This window comes from Stenotrophomonas maltophilia group sp. msm1 (assembly GCF_032025805.1).
Taxonomy (GTDB): domain Bacteria; phylum Pseudomonadota; class Gammaproteobacteria; order Xanthomonadales; family Xanthomonadaceae; genus Stenotrophomonas; species Stenotrophomonas hibiscicola.
This window is the reverse complement of sequence record NZ_JAVSKH010000005.1, coordinates 248,720-263,883: the sequence shown is the minus strand read 5'-3', so window position 1 is coordinate 263,883 and position 15,164 is coordinate 248,720. Positions and strand designations below refer to the sequence as shown.

13 protein-coding genes are annotated in these 15,164 nt (G+C 68.7%); 4 read left to right on the top strand and 9 right to left on the bottom strand.

Going from position 1 to position 15,164, the window contains the following annotated elements; genetic code table 11:
- Positions 1 to 2 precede the first annotated feature (2 nt).
- Positions 3 to 2,078 (top strand): ATP-dependent DNA helicase DinG, encoded by a 2,076-nt coding sequence (dinG, locus tag ROV95_RS20185; protein WP_312546111.1) that lies wholly within the window; start codon positions 3 to 5, stop codon positions 2,076 to 2,078.
- 57 nt (positions 2,079 to 2,135) lie between these two features.
- On the opposite strand, the gene ROV95_RS20180 is transcribed toward dinG, so the two are convergent.
- A complete protein-coding gene (locus ROV95_RS20180; protein ID WP_100479126.1) occupies positions 2,136 to 2,747 on the bottom strand; it encodes a hypothetical protein in 612 nt (203 codons plus the stop codon).
- Positions 2,748 to 2,884: 137 nt separating this feature from the next.
- Positions 2,885 to 4,723, bottom strand: coding sequence for a dihydroxy-acid dehydratase (ilvD, locus tag ROV95_RS20175; protein WP_312546080.1), 1,839 nt, complete (start codon positions 4,721 to 4,723; stop codon positions 2,885 to 2,887).
- Between the two features lie 447 nt (positions 4,724 to 5,170).
- On the opposite strand from ilvD, the gene ROV95_RS20170 reads away from it, so the two are divergent.
- The 3 genes from ROV95_RS20170 to ROV95_RS20160 are packed head-to-tail and all read left to right on the top strand — an operon-like array spanning position 5,171 to position 7,576.
- The gene (locus tag ROV95_RS20170; protein ID WP_005420172.1) at positions 5,171 to 5,743 is read left to right on the top strand and encodes a DUF1190 domain-containing protein; all 573 of its coding nucleotides are present in this window, start codon (positions 5,171 to 5,173) and stop codon (positions 5,741 to 5,743) included.
- 7 nt (positions 5,744 to 5,750) lie between these two features.
- Positions 5,751 to 6,929 carry a glutathionylspermidine synthase family protein gene (locus ROV95_RS20165; RefSeq protein WP_134730924.1) on the top strand — a complete coding sequence of 393 codons (1,179 nt, stop codon included), beginning with the start codon at positions 5,751 to 5,753 and terminating at the stop codon, positions 6,927 to 6,929.
- A complete protein-coding gene (locus ROV95_RS20160; RefSeq protein ID WP_312546078.1) occupies positions 6,929 to 7,576 on the top strand; it encodes a hypothetical protein in 648 nt (215 codons plus the stop codon). The genes ROV95_RS20165 and ROV95_RS20160 overlap by 1 nt, the downstream gene beginning before the upstream one ends.
- Positions 7,577 to 7,661: 85 nt before the next feature.
- Here ROV95_RS20160 and ROV95_RS20155 read toward each other — a convergent pair whose 3' ends face one another.
- The 7 genes from ROV95_RS20155 to ROV95_RS20125 form a co-directional block, all read right to left on the bottom strand.
- Positions 7,662 to 8,960, bottom strand: a complete 1,299-nt coding sequence (locus ROV95_RS20155) for a DUF58 domain-containing protein (RefSeq protein WP_312546076.1) — start codon at positions 8,958 to 8,960, stop codon at positions 7,662 to 7,664.
- Entirely contained in the window at positions 8,957 to 9,943 is a 987-nt protein-coding gene (locus ROV95_RS20150) for a MoxR family ATPase (protein WP_014648782.1), read from the bottom strand. Before ROV95_RS20150 ends, ROV95_RS20155 begins: the two co-directional genes overlap by 4 nt.
- Complete coding sequence (locus ROV95_RS20145) at positions 9,940 to 11,124, bottom strand: DUF4350 domain-containing protein (RefSeq protein ID WP_312546075.1); 1,185 nt, start codon at positions 11,122 to 11,124, stop codon at positions 9,940 to 9,942. The genes ROV95_RS20150 and ROV95_RS20145 overlap by 4 nt, the downstream gene beginning before the upstream one ends.
- Positions 11,121 to 12,743 (bottom strand): DUF4129 domain-containing protein, encoded by a 1,623-nt coding sequence (locus ROV95_RS20140; protein WP_312546073.1) that lies wholly within the window; start codon positions 12,741 to 12,743, stop codon positions 11,121 to 11,123. The genes ROV95_RS20145 and ROV95_RS20140 overlap by 4 nt, the downstream gene beginning before the upstream one ends.
- Positions 12,733 to 13,725 carry a stage II sporulation protein M gene (locus ROV95_RS20135; RefSeq protein WP_312546071.1) on the bottom strand — a complete coding sequence of 331 codons (993 nt, stop codon included), beginning with the start codon at positions 13,723 to 13,725 and terminating at the stop codon, positions 12,733 to 12,735. Before ROV95_RS20135 ends, ROV95_RS20140 begins: the two co-directional genes overlap by 11 nt.
- Entirely contained in the window at positions 13,722 to 14,411 is a 690-nt protein-coding gene (locus tag ROV95_RS20130; RefSeq protein ID WP_019661651.1) for an RDD family protein, read from the bottom strand. The genes ROV95_RS20135 and ROV95_RS20130 overlap by 4 nt, the downstream gene beginning before the upstream one ends.
- Positions 14,412 to 14,534: 123 nt before the next feature.
- The gene (locus ROV95_RS20125; protein WP_312546068.1) at positions 14,535 to 15,065 is read right to left on the bottom strand and encodes a gamma carbonic anhydrase family protein; all 531 of its coding nucleotides are present in this window, start codon (positions 15,063 to 15,065) and stop codon (positions 14,535 to 14,537) included.
- Positions 15,066 to 15,164: the final 99 nt, after the last annotated feature.

The following is a 15,164-nucleotide window of genomic DNA, read 5'->3' as shown; positions in this document are numbered from 1 at the left end:
GCATGCTCGATGACGCCTTGAAGGACGCGATCCGCAAGGCGTACACCACGCTGCAGGCCAATACCCCCGGCTTCTCCACCCGCCGCTCGCAGAGCCAGATGATCGGCGTGGTGTCGCGTGCGCTGTCGAAAAGTGGCGGCGTCGGCGTGGTCGAGGCGCCCACCGGCGTCGGCAAGAGCCTGGGCTACCTCACCGCAGGCGTGCCGATCGCGCTGGCCACCAGGAAGAAGCTGGTGATCAGCACCGGCACCGTGGCGCTGCAGTCGCAGCTGGTCGAGCGCGACATTCCCAACTTCCTCAAGGCCACCGGCCTGGAGGCGACCGTGGCGCTGGCCAAGGGCCGTACCCGCTACCTGTGCACGCGCAATGCCGCCGAGGCGCAGGGCGAGGGCTCGCAGGGCGGCATGTTCGAGGATGACGCGCCGCTGTTCGACCGGCCGCTGGCGCCGATCGAGATGGACATCGCCAAGCGCCTGACCGACGCCTTCACCAGCGGCAGCTGGGATGGCGACATTGACAATGCGCCGGAGACCATCAGCCCCGGCCTGCGCAGCCGCATCACCACGCCGGCTTCGGGCTGCGCCGGGCGCCGTTGTGCGTATTCGGCGCAGTGCGCGGTGCTGCGCTCGCGCAATACCGTGCGCGATGCGCAGATCGTGGTCACCAACCACGCGCTGCTGCTGTCGGCGTTGTCGATCGGTGACAGCGACAACGGCCAGCCGTTGATTGCGCCGCCGTCGGACATGCTGCTGGTGCTGGACGAAGGCCATCACATCGGCAACGTGGCGATCGACCAGGGCGCGGCCAGCCTGGCGCTGGATGAAATGGCCAAGCGCACCGGCCGCCTGCAGATCCTGATCGCCGGTGCCTACCGCGCGGTCGACAAGGACCGCCTCGGCAACCTGCTGCCGAACGAAGCGATCGAAGTGGCCAGCAACGTGGCCAAGCAGCTGCGCGCGTTCCGCGATCATATCGAGCGCGTGTGGATGCCGGCGCCGGCGGACGAAGAGCCGATGTGGCGCGCGGCCAATGGGCGACTGCCCGACGCCTGGCGCGAGCCGATCGAGGCGCTGGCTGACGATACCCGCAGCCTCTACAACTGGGCGCATGCCGCCACCGCGCAGGTGGCCAAGGGCAAGCCGGACGATGCCGCGCGCGAGCGCCTGCAGCGCAACCTGGGCATGGCGCTGGAAATGATCGAGCAGCAGTACAACCTGTGGCAGGCCTGGCGCCGCGAGGACAAGGACGGCGCGCCGCCGATGGCGCGCTGGGTCACCGCCACCCGCGACGGCGACCTGGTGCTGCACGGCTCGCCGGTGTCGGCCGCGCACGTGCTGCGCAAGCTGCTGTGGGATGAAGTGGACTCGGTGGTGATGACCTCGGCGACGCTGACCGGCGGTGGCGATTTCCAGTCGCTGGCGATCGACAACGGCATTCCGGAAGAGGCCGAGATGGTCTCGCTGTCGTCGCCGTTCGACCTGCCCAACCAGGCCGAGCTGATCGTGCCGAAGTTTCCGGTCACCCCCGACGATCGCGAAGGCCATCCCCGCGAAGTGGCGCGCTACCTGGACACCGAGCTGGACTGGGCCAAGGGTTCGATGGTGCTGTTCACCTCGCGCTGGAAGATGGAGAAGGTGGCCGGCCTGATGCCGGCCGCGCGCCGCAAGCAGGTGCTGGTACAGGGCGAGATGTCCAAGACCCGCCTGATCGAGGAACACCTGCGGCGTGTTGAGGCAGGCGAAGGCTCGGTGCTGTTCGGCCTGAACTCGTTCGGCGAAGGCCTCGACCTGCCCGGTGAAGCCTGCACCACGGTGGTGATCACCCAGGTGCCGTTCGCGGTGCCGACCGACCCGCAGACCGCCACGCTCAGCGAATGGTTCGAGGGGCGCGGGCTCAATGCCTTCAACCTGATCGCCATTCCGCACGCGCTGCGCACGCTGACCCAGTTCGCCGGCCGCCTGATCCGCACCTCCACCGACACCGGCCGCGTGATCATCCTCGATTCGCGGCTGCTGACCCGCCGCTACGGCAAGCGCATCATCGACGCGCTGCCACCGTTCAAGCGCGTGATCGGCTGAGACGGGGTCGGATCCCTTCCGCAGGAAAGGCTCTGACCCCACCACGCACTCTGCTGTTCAACCGCCCAGCGGATTCCGGCAGGCCTGGTTGCCCATCGCATTGTGGTAGTCGCGATCAAAGCAGCGCAGGAAACCATCGAGCACGTCCAGGTTGGGCGGCCACGGCACATCCACCTTCTGCCCGCCGGCGGTCGTGAAATGATAACGCCCATTCTTCAGCGCCCTGGCAATCTGCTCCGGCGCAGGAATCGCAATCAACCTTGCTCGCGCGTTCTCCAGCGCCGCACGATCGCGCCGCAGGAAGGCGATCGTGCCGTCCACGTAGGCGTTCCAGTAACCGGGGTCGGTGTCGGTGGGCTTGTAGGTGCGCTGCATCAGCGCCACCGCCTGCGGGTACTGGCCCGCCTCCGCACGCATCTGGCCTTCATGCCACAGAATCATGGTGTTGCCCGCAGCCTTGGGCAACGCAGCATAGGCGGCGAGCAGATCAGCGGCTTCACGGTGGCAGCCGCGGTCGGCCAGCGTGCGCCAGCCACCTTCCAGGTCCTGATCGAACGCATCCGGTTCCATCGCCAGCATCGCTGCACGGTCGTAGCGGCAGTCGGGTGCTTTTGGCGGTTCTGTCGACGTGCCCATGGCAGCGGCCAGCGCAAAGGAAAGCAACATCATCGCAACCTCCGTGTTGGTGACTTCCTGGACCACCATAACGGATCAGGATGGGTAGTGCCGGCCGCTGGCCGGCAGCCTCATCGATGTGGGCCGTCACGGGCAGGTGCCGGCCAGCGGCCGGCACTACCGTATGGCGGTCAATCACCCAGCAGGGCGGCGTTGCGCACGGCGCCCTTGTCTGCACTGGTGGCGAGCAGGGCGTACGCCTTCAGGGCGCTGGTGACCTTGCGCGGGCGCGGCGCACGCGGCTTCCAGCCGCGGGCATCGGCGTCGGCGCGGCGTTGGGCCAGGGTGGCCTCGTCCAGCAGCAGATCGATGCGGCGGGCCGGGATGTCGATGCGGATGCGGTCGCCGTTCTCCACCAGACCGATGACACCGCCACTGGCCGCTTCCGGCGAGACGTGGCCGATCGACAGGCCCGAGGTGCCGCCGGAGAAGCGGCCGTCGGTGAGCAGCGCACACTGCTTGCCCAGTCCCTTCGATTTCAGGTAGCTGGTCGGGTACAGCATCTCCTGCATGCCCGGGCCGCCCTTCGGCCCTTCGTAGCGGATCACCACCACCTCGCCCGGCTGCACCTCGTCGGCGAGGATGCCGGCGACGGCGGCGTCCTGGCTTTCATAGACGCGCGCGGGGCCTTCGAACACGTGGATCGATTCGTCCACGCCGGCGGTCTTCACCACGCAGCCATCGACAGCCAGGTTGCCGCGCAGCACCGCGAGGCCGCCCTCCAGCGAATACGCATGTTGCAGCGAACGGATGCAGCCCCCGGCGCGGTCCAGGTCCAGCGTCGGCCAGCGCGTGGCCTGGCTGAAGGCCTCCTGGGTGGGAATGCCGGCTGGGCCGGCCTTGAAGAAGGTGTGCAGGGTGTCGTTGTCACTGCGCACCACGTCCCAGCGTTCCAGTGCGTCGGCCAGGCTGGCGCTGTGCACGGTTGGCACCGTGGCATCGAGCAGGCCGGCGCGATCCAGCTCACCGAGGATGCCGAACACGCCGCCGGCGCGGTGCACGTCCTCGATGTGGTACTTCGGTGTGTTCGGCGCCACCTTGCACAGCTGCGGGACGCGTCGCGACAGCGCGTCGATGTGGGTCAGGTCGAAGTCGACCTCCGCTTCCTGCGCTGCGGCAAGCAGGTGCAGGATGGTGTTGGTGGAGCCGCCCATGGCGATGTCCAGGGTCATCGCGTTGGCGAACGCGGCCTGGGTGGCGATCCCGCGCGGCAGCGCGCTCGGGTCTTCGCCGCCGTACCAGCGATGGCAGAGCTCGACGATCAGGCGGCCGGCGCGGCGGAACAGCGCCTCGCGGTCGGCATGGGTGGCCAGCGTAGTGCCGTTGCCGGGCAGCGACAGGCCCAGCGCTTCGGTCAGGCAGTTCATCGAGTTGGCGGTGAACATGCCCGAGCAGGAGCCGCAGGTGGGGCAGGCGCTGCGTTCAAAGGCCGCGACCTTCTCGTCGGAGGCGCTGTCATCGGCGGCCACCACCATCGCGTCGACCAGGTCCAGCTTGTGCTCGGACAGCCTGGTCTTGCCCGCTTCCATCGGCCCGCCGGAGACGAACACCACCGGGATGTTCAGGCGCAGCGCGGCCATCAGCATGCCAGGGGTGATCTTGTCACAGTTGCTGATGCACACCAGCGCGTCGGCGCAGTGCGCGTTGACCATGTACTCCACGGCGTCGGCGATGATCTCGCGGCTGGGCAGCGAGTACAGCATGCCGTCGTGGCCCATCGCGATGCCGTCGTCCACGGCGATGGTGTTGAATTCCTTGGCGACACCGCCGACCTGTTCGATCTCATGCGCGACCAGCTGGCCAAGATCCTTCAGGTGCACGTGGCCGGGCACGAACTGGGTGAAGGAGTTGGCGATGGCGATGATCGGCTTGTGGAAGTCGCCGTCTTTCATGCCGGTGGCACGCCACAGGGCGCGGGCGCCGGCCATGTTGCGGCCGGCGGTGGAAGTGCGGGAACGGTATTCGGGCATGGCGGGCGGAACGGGCGTGCCGTACGACGTGGGGGTCAGCCGATCATGGCCAATTTTTTCGGTTGCTGCTGCAACCACCGGAGGTGGTCCGGCCGGGCTGCGCCCGGCACCCGCAGAGGCAACGTCCACGTCAACGTCAAAGGCGGGCGCTCCGTGGGATGGCGGGGTGGGTCCGGTGGCAGGGGACGCCGTTAACCCGTCCATGGGGGCTTGGTCGCCGCATCCATGCGGCTCACACCCCTGCCACCGGACCCACCCCGCCTTCGACGTTTCCTGCGGCTGTTGGTAGGTGTCGACCTTGGTCGACACCGGTGGATCCACGTCATGCGCGGATGATGGGGAACGACGAAAATGAAATTCCGTTCATCTTTCGCACTTTGCCGATTCCGGTTGCTGGCCCGGATTTGGCATCATTGGGGCATTGATCCGTCGACAGGGCATGAGGCCATGAAACGTTCCCGCACCACCGCGCTGCTGCTGATGAGCGCTGCGCCGCTGCTGTTCACCGCCTGCCAGAAGGAGCCGGAGGTGAAGGTGCAGGAAGGCCTGTACACCTCGGTCGAGGCCTGCACCGAGGCCACCGGTGATCCGTCGTCGTGCCGCAATGCCTTTGCCGAAGCGCAGAAGCAGGCCGCCGATGCGGCGCCGAAGTACGCCAGCAAGGAAGCCTGCGAGAAGGATTACAAGCCGGAGCAGTGCGTGCAGCAGCACACCTCGGCCGGCACCTCGTTCATCGGCCCGATGATGATGGGCTTCTTCATGTCGCAGATGCTGAGCAACCGCGGCGGCCTCGCCCCGCAGGCGCCGGCGTCGGCACCGGCATACCAGGACAAGAACGCTGGCTGGGCGCGCCCGGCACCGGGCGGCACCGGTGGCCTGAACACCGCCAGCGGCATCGGCGCCGGCAAGGCCGGTCTGGCACCGGTCACCAGCGAACCGAACCGTGCGGTCACTGCCAGCCGTGGTGGCTTCGGCAACACCAGCGCACGCCGCAGCACCAGCGGCAGCTACGGCGGCTGATCGACCCATGCAGCGCATCCGGATTGCCGAGCGTGCCCAGTGGCGGGCACGCGCGGAGGAAGCGGGTTTCCGTTTCCATACCATCGATGGCCAGCCCTACTGGGATGAAAGCGCGTACTACGCGTTCACCCTGCGCCAGATCGAACAGGACATCGAAGACCCCAGTGCCGAGCTGCACCAGATGGCGCTGGACCTGGTCGGTGATGTCATCGGCAGCGAGCGGTTGATGGACCAGCTGGCGATTCCGTCGCATTACCGCGATTGGATCGCCGACAGCTGGCGCCAGCGCCAGCCGCACCTTTACGGCCGCCTGGACCTGGCCTACGACGGCACCGGCCCGGCCAAACTGTACGAGCTGAACTACGATACGCCGACCTCGCTGTTCGAGGCCAGCTTCTTCCAGTGGCAGTGGCTGGAAGACCAGCGCAACGCCGGCCGCCTGCCGCAGCATGCCGACCAGTTCAATGCGATCCATGAGGCGCTGGTCGAGCGCTTCGGCGAACTGGCCACGCAGCTGCCGCCACCGCTGTACTTCAGCGCGGTGGGAAGCTCGGAAGAAGACCGCGGCACGGTCGAGTACCTGCGCGACTGCGCGTCGCAGGCCGGCCTGCATGGCCAGGCCATCGCGATCGAGGACATCGGCCTGTCCGAGGATGGCCGCTTCACCGCGCTGGATGATTCGGTGATCGGCACGCTGTTCAAGCTGTATCCGCTGGAAGACCTGATGGCCGAGGAATTCGGCCGCGCGCTGCCCGCTTCGGGCGTGCAGCTGCTGGAGCCGGCCTGGAAGGCGGTGCTGAGCAACAAGGGCATCCTGCCGTTGCTGTGGCAGCGCAACGTAGGCCATCCGAACCTGCTGGAGGCGCACTTCGATGACGGCAGCACGCTGGCCCCGGGCTGGGTGCGCAAGCCGCTGTTCTCGCGCGAAGGTGCCAACATCGAGATGCACCTGGCCGATGGCAGCACCCAGCGCAGCGACGGTCCCTATGACGGCCCGGCGATCATCCAGCGCGCCCATCCGCTGACCCGCTTCGAAGGTGGCTACCCGCTGATCGGCAGCTGGGTGGTGGGTGACCACGCCTGCGGCATCGGCATCCGCGAGGACGACAGCGCGATCACCCGCGACAGTGCGCGGTTCGTGCCGCACGCGATCGTCGACGAGGCGCCGACGCGGATCTACGTCTGATGACGGTGCGGCGTTGGCCTGGCCGGCATGGACGTGCCACGCCCGCGCCGGGCCGGCATTTCGATGACGGGCGCAGCCTGCAGGCCTTCGCGGCCCGCGTCGCGGTGCGTTGCCACCGCTGCGACACCCCCGGTTGGGTGATCGCCCGCTGGGAACCCTATCGATGGACCGCGCGTTTCCGCTGCACCGGCTGCAGTTCTGCGTTGGATAGTGGTGACTGGGTCGGTGCGGTCTACATGCTGGGCCGCCAACCTTGTGGATTCTGTGGGTATCAGTGGCTGCATGTGCGTCGCCGGGCTCCCGCGGGAGTGCCTGCACCGGCGTGCTTCGCTGCTCGATGTGCGCAATGTGATCGCAGTACCGATGTTTCGGTCGCGGTGCGTCCGTTGCGTGACGCCGAGCCTGCCGATCCGCACTTCGGATTGCCGCTGCGCCTGGTCGAACCGACCCGCGCGGGCCTGCTCTGGGCCTATAACGCCGAACATCTGCAGGCACTGCACGAATACGCGGGCGCGACGTTGCGCGAAAGCCGCGGCCATCACCGATCCATGTTCTCGCGCCTGCCGCAGTGGATGAAGCTGGCCCGCAACCGGGTGCTGCTGCAGCGTGCGGTGGAGCGGTTGCAGCGGCGCTTGCTGCAGGGGTAGGTAGTGCCGGCCGCTGGCCGACAGCCGAGCAAGGGCTCGGTGCTACAGGCAACCCGATTCGTGTAGAGCCGAGCCTACGCTCGGCTCAGAGCAACCCTTCGCGCTTCACCGCCAGGTAGCGCTCCACCAGCGCGCCGGGCAGGGCGTCGGCGGTCACGTCCAGCACCATCACCTTCTCGCTGCGCAGTGCCTCGTGCGCCTTCGAGCGCTGCTGCAGGTACAGCGCGGCGGCACCGGCCTGGGTGGCGTCTTCCAGGGTCTGCACGTCACCCTCCAGCGCGCCGTCCAGCTCGCGCTCGCGCAGGCTGGCCACGCATACCAGGTGGCGCCGCTGCAGCAGGCGCACCGCCGCCAGCAGGTCTTCGATGTCCTCGTCGCGCACATTGCTGACCAGCATCACCAGCGCACGCCGGCGCTGGCGCAGCGATACTTCGGTGGCCGCAGCCAGGTAGTCGGTGGCCACCGCGCGCGGCTGCAGGTCGTAGCTGGCGCGCAGCAGGTGCTCGACCGTGCCCATGCCGCGCTGTGGTGCTACCCAGCGGCGTTCGCCCCCGGCAGCGTACAGGCCGGCGGCATCGCCCTGGCGCAGCGCCAGGTAGGCCACCACCAGCGAGGCATTCAAGGCATGGTCGAAGTGCGAGAGCCCGCCTTCGCTGGCCAGCATGCGTCGGCCACTGTCGAGCATCAGCAGCAACTGCTGGTTCTTCTCGTCCTGGTACTCGCGCGAGATCAGCTTGCGCGCACGTGCGGTGGCCTTCCAGTCCAGCTGGCGCAGGCTGTCGCCGATGCGGTACTCGCGCATCTGGTGGAAGTCGGTGCCTTCGCCACGGCGGCGCTTCACGTGCGCACCGACCAGCCGCGAGGCCTGGTCGGCACTGAACAATGCGAAGCGGGTGAGCGGCACGAAGTTCGGATAGACCCGCACCTCCAGCGCCGGCGGCAGCGTGCGTTGCTGCCACCACAGGCGCCACGGCGAGCGCATGCGCAGGTGCACCCCCTCGAAGCGGAAGTGCCCACGCTGCAGCGGCTGCAGGTGGTAGTGCAGGGTGGACGCCGTACCGGCCTGCAGGCTCACGCGCTGCGGCAGCGCTTCCAGCGGCCAGCCGCCGGGCACCAGGTCGAACACCTGCACCGTCATCGATTGCTCGGCCTGCACACGCAACGCCGCCTCGCGGCGCACGCCCAGTGCCAGCGCTTCGGGCAGCTCGCGCTGCACCTGCGGCGACGGACGCCGCCACTGCCGCCACAGGTCCCACAGGGCGGGCAACGCGATGGCCACGGCCGCCAGTGCCCAGCTCCAGCGCGGCAGCCATCCGCCCAGCACCAGCCCGCCCAGAGCGGCCCAGGCCAGCAGCAGCGCCAGCAGCAGCGGAGCCGGCCTCATCGGCGCGGCGCTTCCACCTTGGCCAGCAGTGCACCCAGCACATCGTCGGCGTCCTGGCCTTCAATCTGCAGTTCCGGGGCCAGCGCGATGCGGTGCCGCAGCGCCGGGCGGGCGATGTCGCGCACGTCGTCCGGCGTGACGAAGTCGCGGCCGGCCAGCACCGCCTGTGCGCGCGAGGCACGCACCAGCGCGATGCTGCCGCGCGGACCGGCGCCGACGGCGATGCCAGGCCACTGCCGGGTGGCGGCGACGATGCGCACCGCGTAGTCGATCACCTCGTCATCGACGGTGATCGCCGCAGTGGCACGCTGCAGTTCCAGCAGCTCGCCGGCACCGAGCACACGCGGCACCTGGCTCAGGTCGAAATCGCTGGCAGCGCGGCCGCTGGTGATCGCGGTCACCATGCGCTTCTCGTCCTCCAGCTGGGGGTAGTCGATCAGCACCTTCAGCAGGAAGCGGTCCAGCTGTGCTTCCGGCAGCGGGTAGGTGCCTTCCTGCTCCAGCGGGTTCTGCGTGGCCAGCGCCATGAAGGGCGGCGCCAGGGTGAAGGCCTTGCCCTCAATGGTCACCTGGCCTTCCTGCATTACTTCCAGCAGGGCCGACTGGGTCTTGGCCGGGGCACGGTTGATCTCGTCGGCCAGCAGCAGGTTGGTGAACACCGGGCCGCGGCGGATCTTGAAGCTCTCGCTCTTCGGGTCGTACACCGCGTGGCCACTGACGTCGCTGGGCATCAGGTCGGGGGTGAACTGCACGCGCCCGTAGTCCAGCTCCAGGGCCTGTGCCAGTGCACGCACCAGCAGGGTCTTGCCCAGCCCGGGCACGCCCTCGATCAGCACGTGGCCACCGGCCAGCAGCGCCACCAGGATCTGGTCCAGTACATCGGCCTGGCCGATGAAGGCGTGTCCAACGGCGGTGCGGATGGCATCGACGCGTTCGATCAGGCGGGCGTTGGCGGCCGCCGGCAGCTCGGGGACTTCGGTCATAGCAGGGATCTCATCTGGAGCAGCAAGCGGATACGCTCGCGCAGGGCGGAGGAATCGTGCGGCAGAGGTGGCGTCAGTGCGGCGGCAACACGGCCTTGCGGCCACTTCAGCAGTTCGGCGATGGCCTGTTCGCGTGGCGCACCATCCAGTGCGGCAGCCACCGGTGCGCGCAGGCGCAGGCGGTGCAGGAACAGGGCGAGAACGGCCTCGTACAGGCGCGTACCGTGGCCGAAACGCAGCAGCAATTCACCACTGGCGTGCACGTGTTCCAGCAGCGAACGGCGTTCCAGTACCGGTGACGGCAGCAGGCTGCCGAAGCGTTGCGAGCGGGCCCACAACCAGCCCAGCAGGGCCAGCAGCAGCGGCGCCCACAGCGGCCAGCCCTGGTAGAACATGCGCGACCACAGCGACGGTGGACGGCTGGCATAGATCAGCCAGACCGCACCCTTGCCGTAGTTCGGATCGAGCAGATAGCGGGTCAGGTCGCGGTGAGCCTTGTCGTGCAGGCCATCGCTGGCACCGCCGGCAGCCGCGGCCAGGCGCGCGGCAGGCGAGTCGATATCACCGCGCAGGAACTCCATGTCCGCCAGCACGCTCACTTTGCCCTGGCCATGGCGCAGGCGCGCGAACACCAGGTCACGGTCACCGCCCCAGCGGCGTTCGGCCTGCGCATTGGCGGCAAAACCCAGGGTGAAGCGGCGGCCAGCACAGAATTCAACGTGGCCAGGATCGTCGTCGACATGGAACGGCTGGCAATCGCTGCGCTGGAACAGGCTGTCCACGCCCAGCCGGTCCAGCAGGGGGCCCTGCGTGCTGCCGGCATCGTCCTCGACCGGCGGCGGTGTACGTACAAGCAGGTGGCCGCCACGGTCGACCCAGTCCAGCAGCGCGCTGGCAACGGGCGCCGGCAGTTCGCTGCTGTCCTGCAGCACCACCACCGTGTCGTGCGGACCCAGCGCCATCTGCTGCAGGTCCAGCCGCGGCCGCGAGTGCACGGCGATGCCATCAGCGCGCAGGGCCTGGCCGAGCACGTACAGCGGGTTGTAGGCCGCCTCGCCCCGTGGCGGCAGCCGGATGGTCTCGGTTACCCGCTCGTGCGTGCGCAGGTAGAGGATCGCCAGCGGTACGCCGAGCAGCACCAATGCACCGAGCAGCAGCGACCAGAACAGGCGCGGACTCATGCCTGCCACCCGTACTGCTGGCGCAGGGCATCGGCCATCGCATCGAAATCGGCGCGGCTGGGCAGGCGGCCACCGTAGGCGGCGTACTGCCACATGCGCACGATGCGCGCGAACAGGTCACGGTCGCTGGCCTCGGGCATGCGCCGCGACGCGCGCAGGCATTGCGCTTCGGTGGCACCGGGTGGAAGCGCGATACCGCTGCGCTCGCCCACCGTGCGCACGCTGGCGCGGTACAGAAGGGCCAGCGCCTGCCGCGGCCGGCCCTGGTCCCAGAGCAGGCCGGCCTGGGTGGCCACGTCCGGCGGCAGCACCACCGGCAACTCCACCTGTTCCTCCACCACCGGCGGTGCGGCCTCGGCCTTGCGTCGGCCGCTGCCCCGCAGCCACGGCAGCCACAGCCGTGCGGTCAGCAGCAGCACCAGCAGCAGGACGCCGAGCAGCCCCCACAGGCCCCATTCGGCCAGCCGTGCCAGCCAGGCGATGCCGTCCTTGCGTGCTTTGCGTTCACCGTTGCTGTTGGTGTCACGCTGCAGCTGCTTGTCTTCCTTCTTCTCTTCCTCGGCCTGTTCGATCGGCTTCCAGCGGGTGACCTGGCGGGTCGGGCGCTGCAGCGGGTCTTCATAGGCGCGGTTCACTGCCTGACGGAAACCGGCGGTGTCCACCGGCGTACCGCCGAAGATCGTTGCCGGGGTGTTGGCCGGGTCGATGGTCGGTGCTCCGTCGCTTTCCTCGGCGTCGATGCCACGGTCGTTGGGCTTGCCCATGGTTCGTTCGGGCTCGGCGTCTGTGTCCTGCGCATGCACCGGTGCGGGGACCAGCGGCAGTGCCAGGCACAGCAGCAGGGCCAGCGTCGATGCCGCCGGCAGCAGCCGCTCGCGCAGGCGGCGCAGGGCGATCTCCACATCCCAGGCTTCCATCTGCGTGCGCCGGTTCAAGTACAGGCCAAAGCCCGCACCGACGAAGAACGGGCCGATCAGCACCGAGGCCAGCCAGCACGCCAGGTTGAAGCCCAGCCGTGCCCATGCGGGTGTGTCCTGGCCGATCATGTCCCATGCGGCGCGCCATGATTCGGACATCAGCTCCAGTGGCATGAACATGAACACCGCGCCGATCGCGCCGGATACCAGTACCACTTCGAAGGCCATGCAGCTCACGGTCAGCACCAGTGCCGCGCCTGCAGCCCCGGCGGCCACCGCACGGCGGCGTGGGCCGCGCTGGTCTGGTGTGTTGCCTTCCAGCAGGTTCACCGGCAGGCACAGGCTGCGCAGCACGCTGAAGCGGCGCCAGCCCAGGTAGCCCCAGAAGCCGCTGTTGCCCCAGTGACGTTGCGCACGCAGCGCGGCCAGCGTGCCGACTGGTTCACCGAAGATGCCGCGCGACAGCACATACAGCGGCGCACGTTCGAACAGCGGTTTGCACCACCACATCGCCAGCCAGGCCCAGCCGAAGGCATCCAGCCACCAGCCCAGCGCGTTGAAGACCACGAACAGCGGTGCACTGGCCAGCAGCCAGCTGCCCCACAGCGCGCGCGCGTGACGGCGGGACAGCGCGGTGCCCAGCTCCATCGCTTCCCAGCCACTGCGGGCACGCAGCGCCACGTCCAGGTGGTCAATGCGCATGGCCAGCTCCACGTCCGCCGCGCCACAGCCACAGCAGCACGCCGGCCCACAACACACCGGCCACGCTGAACTTGCCCCATGCAGGTACTTCGGCGATCGATGACCAGAAGGCTTCGATGAAGGCGGCCACCAACAGCATGAAGGCGACGCCGAGGCACAGCCGCGCGCCGATGCGGCCGCCGTCGACCAGTGCATCCAGGCGGCTGCGCCGGCCCGGCGCCAGCAGCTTCATGCCCAGCTGCAGGCCGGCGCCGCCGGCGATCACGATCGCAGTCAGCTCGAAGGCACCGTGGCCGACCACGAAGCGCCAGAACGGGTTGCCATGGCCGATGTGCTGCAGGTGGCCTGCCACTGAACCGATGATCACGCCGTTGAACAGCAGCACCAGCAGCGTGCCCAGCCCGGCCAGCAGCCCGCTGGCGAAGGCGCGCAGGGCGATGCTGATGTTGTTCAGGATGTAGTGGCCGAACATCATCCAGTCGGTGCCGCTGTCACGCCCCAGGCGCTCGGCGGCGGGATCGTACATGCGCTCCATCTCGGCGATCTGGCGGTTGTCCATCAGCATGTGGATCAGGTCCGGATAGACCTGCACCAGCACGAAGCAGGCCACCGCCGGCAGCGCGAACATCGCCAGCGCCGCCCACATGCTGCGCGCCTGGCTGCGCACCAGCAGCGGAAAATCGGCCACCAGGAACTCCAGGGCACGCCGCCAGCGCGTTGGCGGCGTGCGGTACAGCACGCTGTGGCCCTGCTGCATCAGCTGTTGCAGGCGTTGCACCAGCTGCGGGCTGTAGCCGCGCTCGCGGGCCAGCGCCAGCTGCTGGCACAGCCGCCGGTAGCGCTGCGGGAAGGTAGTGTCGTCCAGTGCCAGGCCGCTGGCCTTGCGGCGCGTGCGGCGTGAGGCGCCGGCACGCAGCAGCAGCCACTGCTCCAGATCCTGCCATTCCTGCTGGTAGCGGGCGACGAACTGCTCCTGTTTCATCGCCGCCCCAGCAGCCAGTTGGCCATCGCATACAGGCGCAACACGCCGACCTGGCCGTGGGTGCCGGTCAGTGGCTCGGCAATACCGGCCAGCTCCTGCTGGCGCGCCGCCGACAAGCGTGGCGCGCGCTCGGCGAAGGCCATCAGCGCGGCCTGTTCCTCTGGTCGCAGGGGCTGCGGCGGGGCCAGCACGCTGCCGATGGTCGGCGGCGGTGGCAGGTACAGCGCGGGTGCATGCACCACCACAGTGCCTGCCACCAGGTCGCCCAGACGGCGGCCATGCGGATCGAACAGGCTGCTGATCAGGCCCAGCGCATAGCCGAAGGGCAGCATGTCCACCGTGCGCAGCAGGTTGCGGGTGATCGCCGCCATCCAGCCTGCCGGCGCGCCATCGCGGGACAGCACACGCAGCCCCAGCGCACGCTTGCCCAGGGTGCGTCCCCACACTGCTTCGCAGACGATCGGGTAGGCCCAGTAGACCAGGAACATCAGCACCAGGTAGAGGCCGGAACCGAACTGGTCCAGCAGTGCCAGCGGGATCGACATCAGCACCAGTGCCGCGATGCGCACGCCGAGATCGACCAGCCAGGCCATCGCCCTCGGTACCGGGCCGGCTGCAGGCAACTGCAGCGGCACACCCTCCGGCGTTACCACCTCGCGGTAGGTATCGAGCATCGGTGCGGCCATCAGCGTGATGGCCTTCGTTGTGGGCGCCGGAGTCCTCTCCGGCAGGCAGCCACAGGCATGGGGGTCTCGACAGGTCCTGGTCGGGCCCAGACTTTAGCAGAGCCGCATGGCGGCGTTGGCCGCTCAGCCCAGGTATTCGTCCTTCAGCCGCACGTAGTGGTCGGCCGAGTAATGCAGCGCCTCGATTTCCTTGTCGCTCAGCGTGCGTGCCGGGCGGGCCGGGTTGCCCACCCACAGCTCGCCTTCGCCGACCACCTTGCCCGGGCCGACCACGGCACCGGCGCCGACGAAGCCATGGCGCTCGACCCGCGCGCCGTCGAGGATGCAGGCACCCATGCCGATCAGGCTGTAATCACCGATGGTGCAGGCGTGGATGATGCAGCCGTGGCCGACGGTCACGCCTTCGCCGATCAGGGTCGGGTAGCCGGCCTTGTTGTAGGGGCTGTGATGGCTGACGTGGATGATGGTGCCGTCCTGCACGTTGGTGCGTGCGCCGATGCGCACGTGGTTGACGTCACCGCGGATGATCGTGCCCGGCCACACCGAGACGTCCTCGCCCAGCTCCACGTCACCGATGATCGTGCACGACGGGTCGATGTACACGCGCTCGCCGAGGACGGGCATCTTGTCGCGGAAGGGGCGCAGCGGGTTCATCGATGTCTACGGAAATCAGGGCGTCCGCGACGATGATACCCGCTCGGCCAATGGCGACCCCGCCACCCGCAACTGCCGGAATGCCTCATGCATCCGTGT

Excerpts from the sequence above, each read along its gene's own strand:
- ROV95_RS20180 (WP_100479126.1), bottom strand. The coding sequence starts at position 2,747 with ATGATGTTGCTTTCCTTTGCGCTGGCCGCTGCCATGGGCACGTCGACA.
- ROV95_RS20135 (WP_312546071.1), bottom strand. The coding sequence starts at position 13,725 with ATGAAACAGGAGCAGTTCGTCGCCCGCTACCAGCAGGAATGGCAGGAT.
- ROV95_RS20155 (WP_312546076.1), bottom strand. The coding sequence starts at position 8,960 with ATGAGGCCGGCTCCGCTGCTGCTGGCGCTGCTGCTGGCCTGGGCCGCT.
- ROV95_RS20165 (WP_134730924.1), top strand. The coding sequence starts at position 5,751 with ATGCAGCGCATCCGGATTGCCGAGCGTGCCCAGTGGCGGGCACGCGCG.
- ilvD (WP_312546080.1), bottom strand. The coding sequence starts at position 4,723 with ATGCCCGAATACCGTTCCCGCACTTCCACCGCCGGCCGCAACATGGCC.
- ROV95_RS20130 (WP_019661651.1), bottom strand. The coding sequence starts at position 14,411 with ATGGCCGCACCGATGCTCGATACCTACCGCGAGGTGGTAACGCCGGAG.
- ROV95_RS20160 (WP_312546078.1), top strand. The coding sequence starts at position 6,929 with ATGACGGTGCGGCGTTGGCCTGGCCGGCATGGACGTGCCACGCCCGCG.
- ROV95_RS20150 (WP_014648782.1), bottom strand. The coding sequence starts at position 9,943 with ATGACCGAAGTCCCCGAGCTGCCGGCGGCCGCCAACGCCCGCCTGATC.
- ROV95_RS20125 (WP_312546068.1), bottom strand. The coding sequence starts at position 15,065 with ATGAACCCGCTGCGCCCCTTCCGCGACAAGATGCCCGTCCTCGGCGAG.
- ROV95_RS20140 (WP_312546073.1), bottom strand. The coding sequence starts at position 12,743 with ATGCGCATTGACCACCTGGACGTGGCGCTGCGTGCCCGCAGTGGCTGG.
- dinG (WP_312546111.1), top strand. The coding sequence starts at position 3 with ATGCTCGATGACGCCTTGAAGGACGCGATCCGCAAGGCGTACACCACG.
- ROV95_RS20170 (WP_005420172.1), top strand. The coding sequence starts at position 5,171 with ATGAAACGTTCCCGCACCACCGCGCTGCTGCTGATGAGCGCTGCGCCG.
- ROV95_RS20145 (WP_312546075.1), bottom strand. The coding sequence starts at position 11,124 with ATGAGTCCGCGCCTGTTCTGGTCGCTGCTGCTCGGTGCATTGGTGCTG.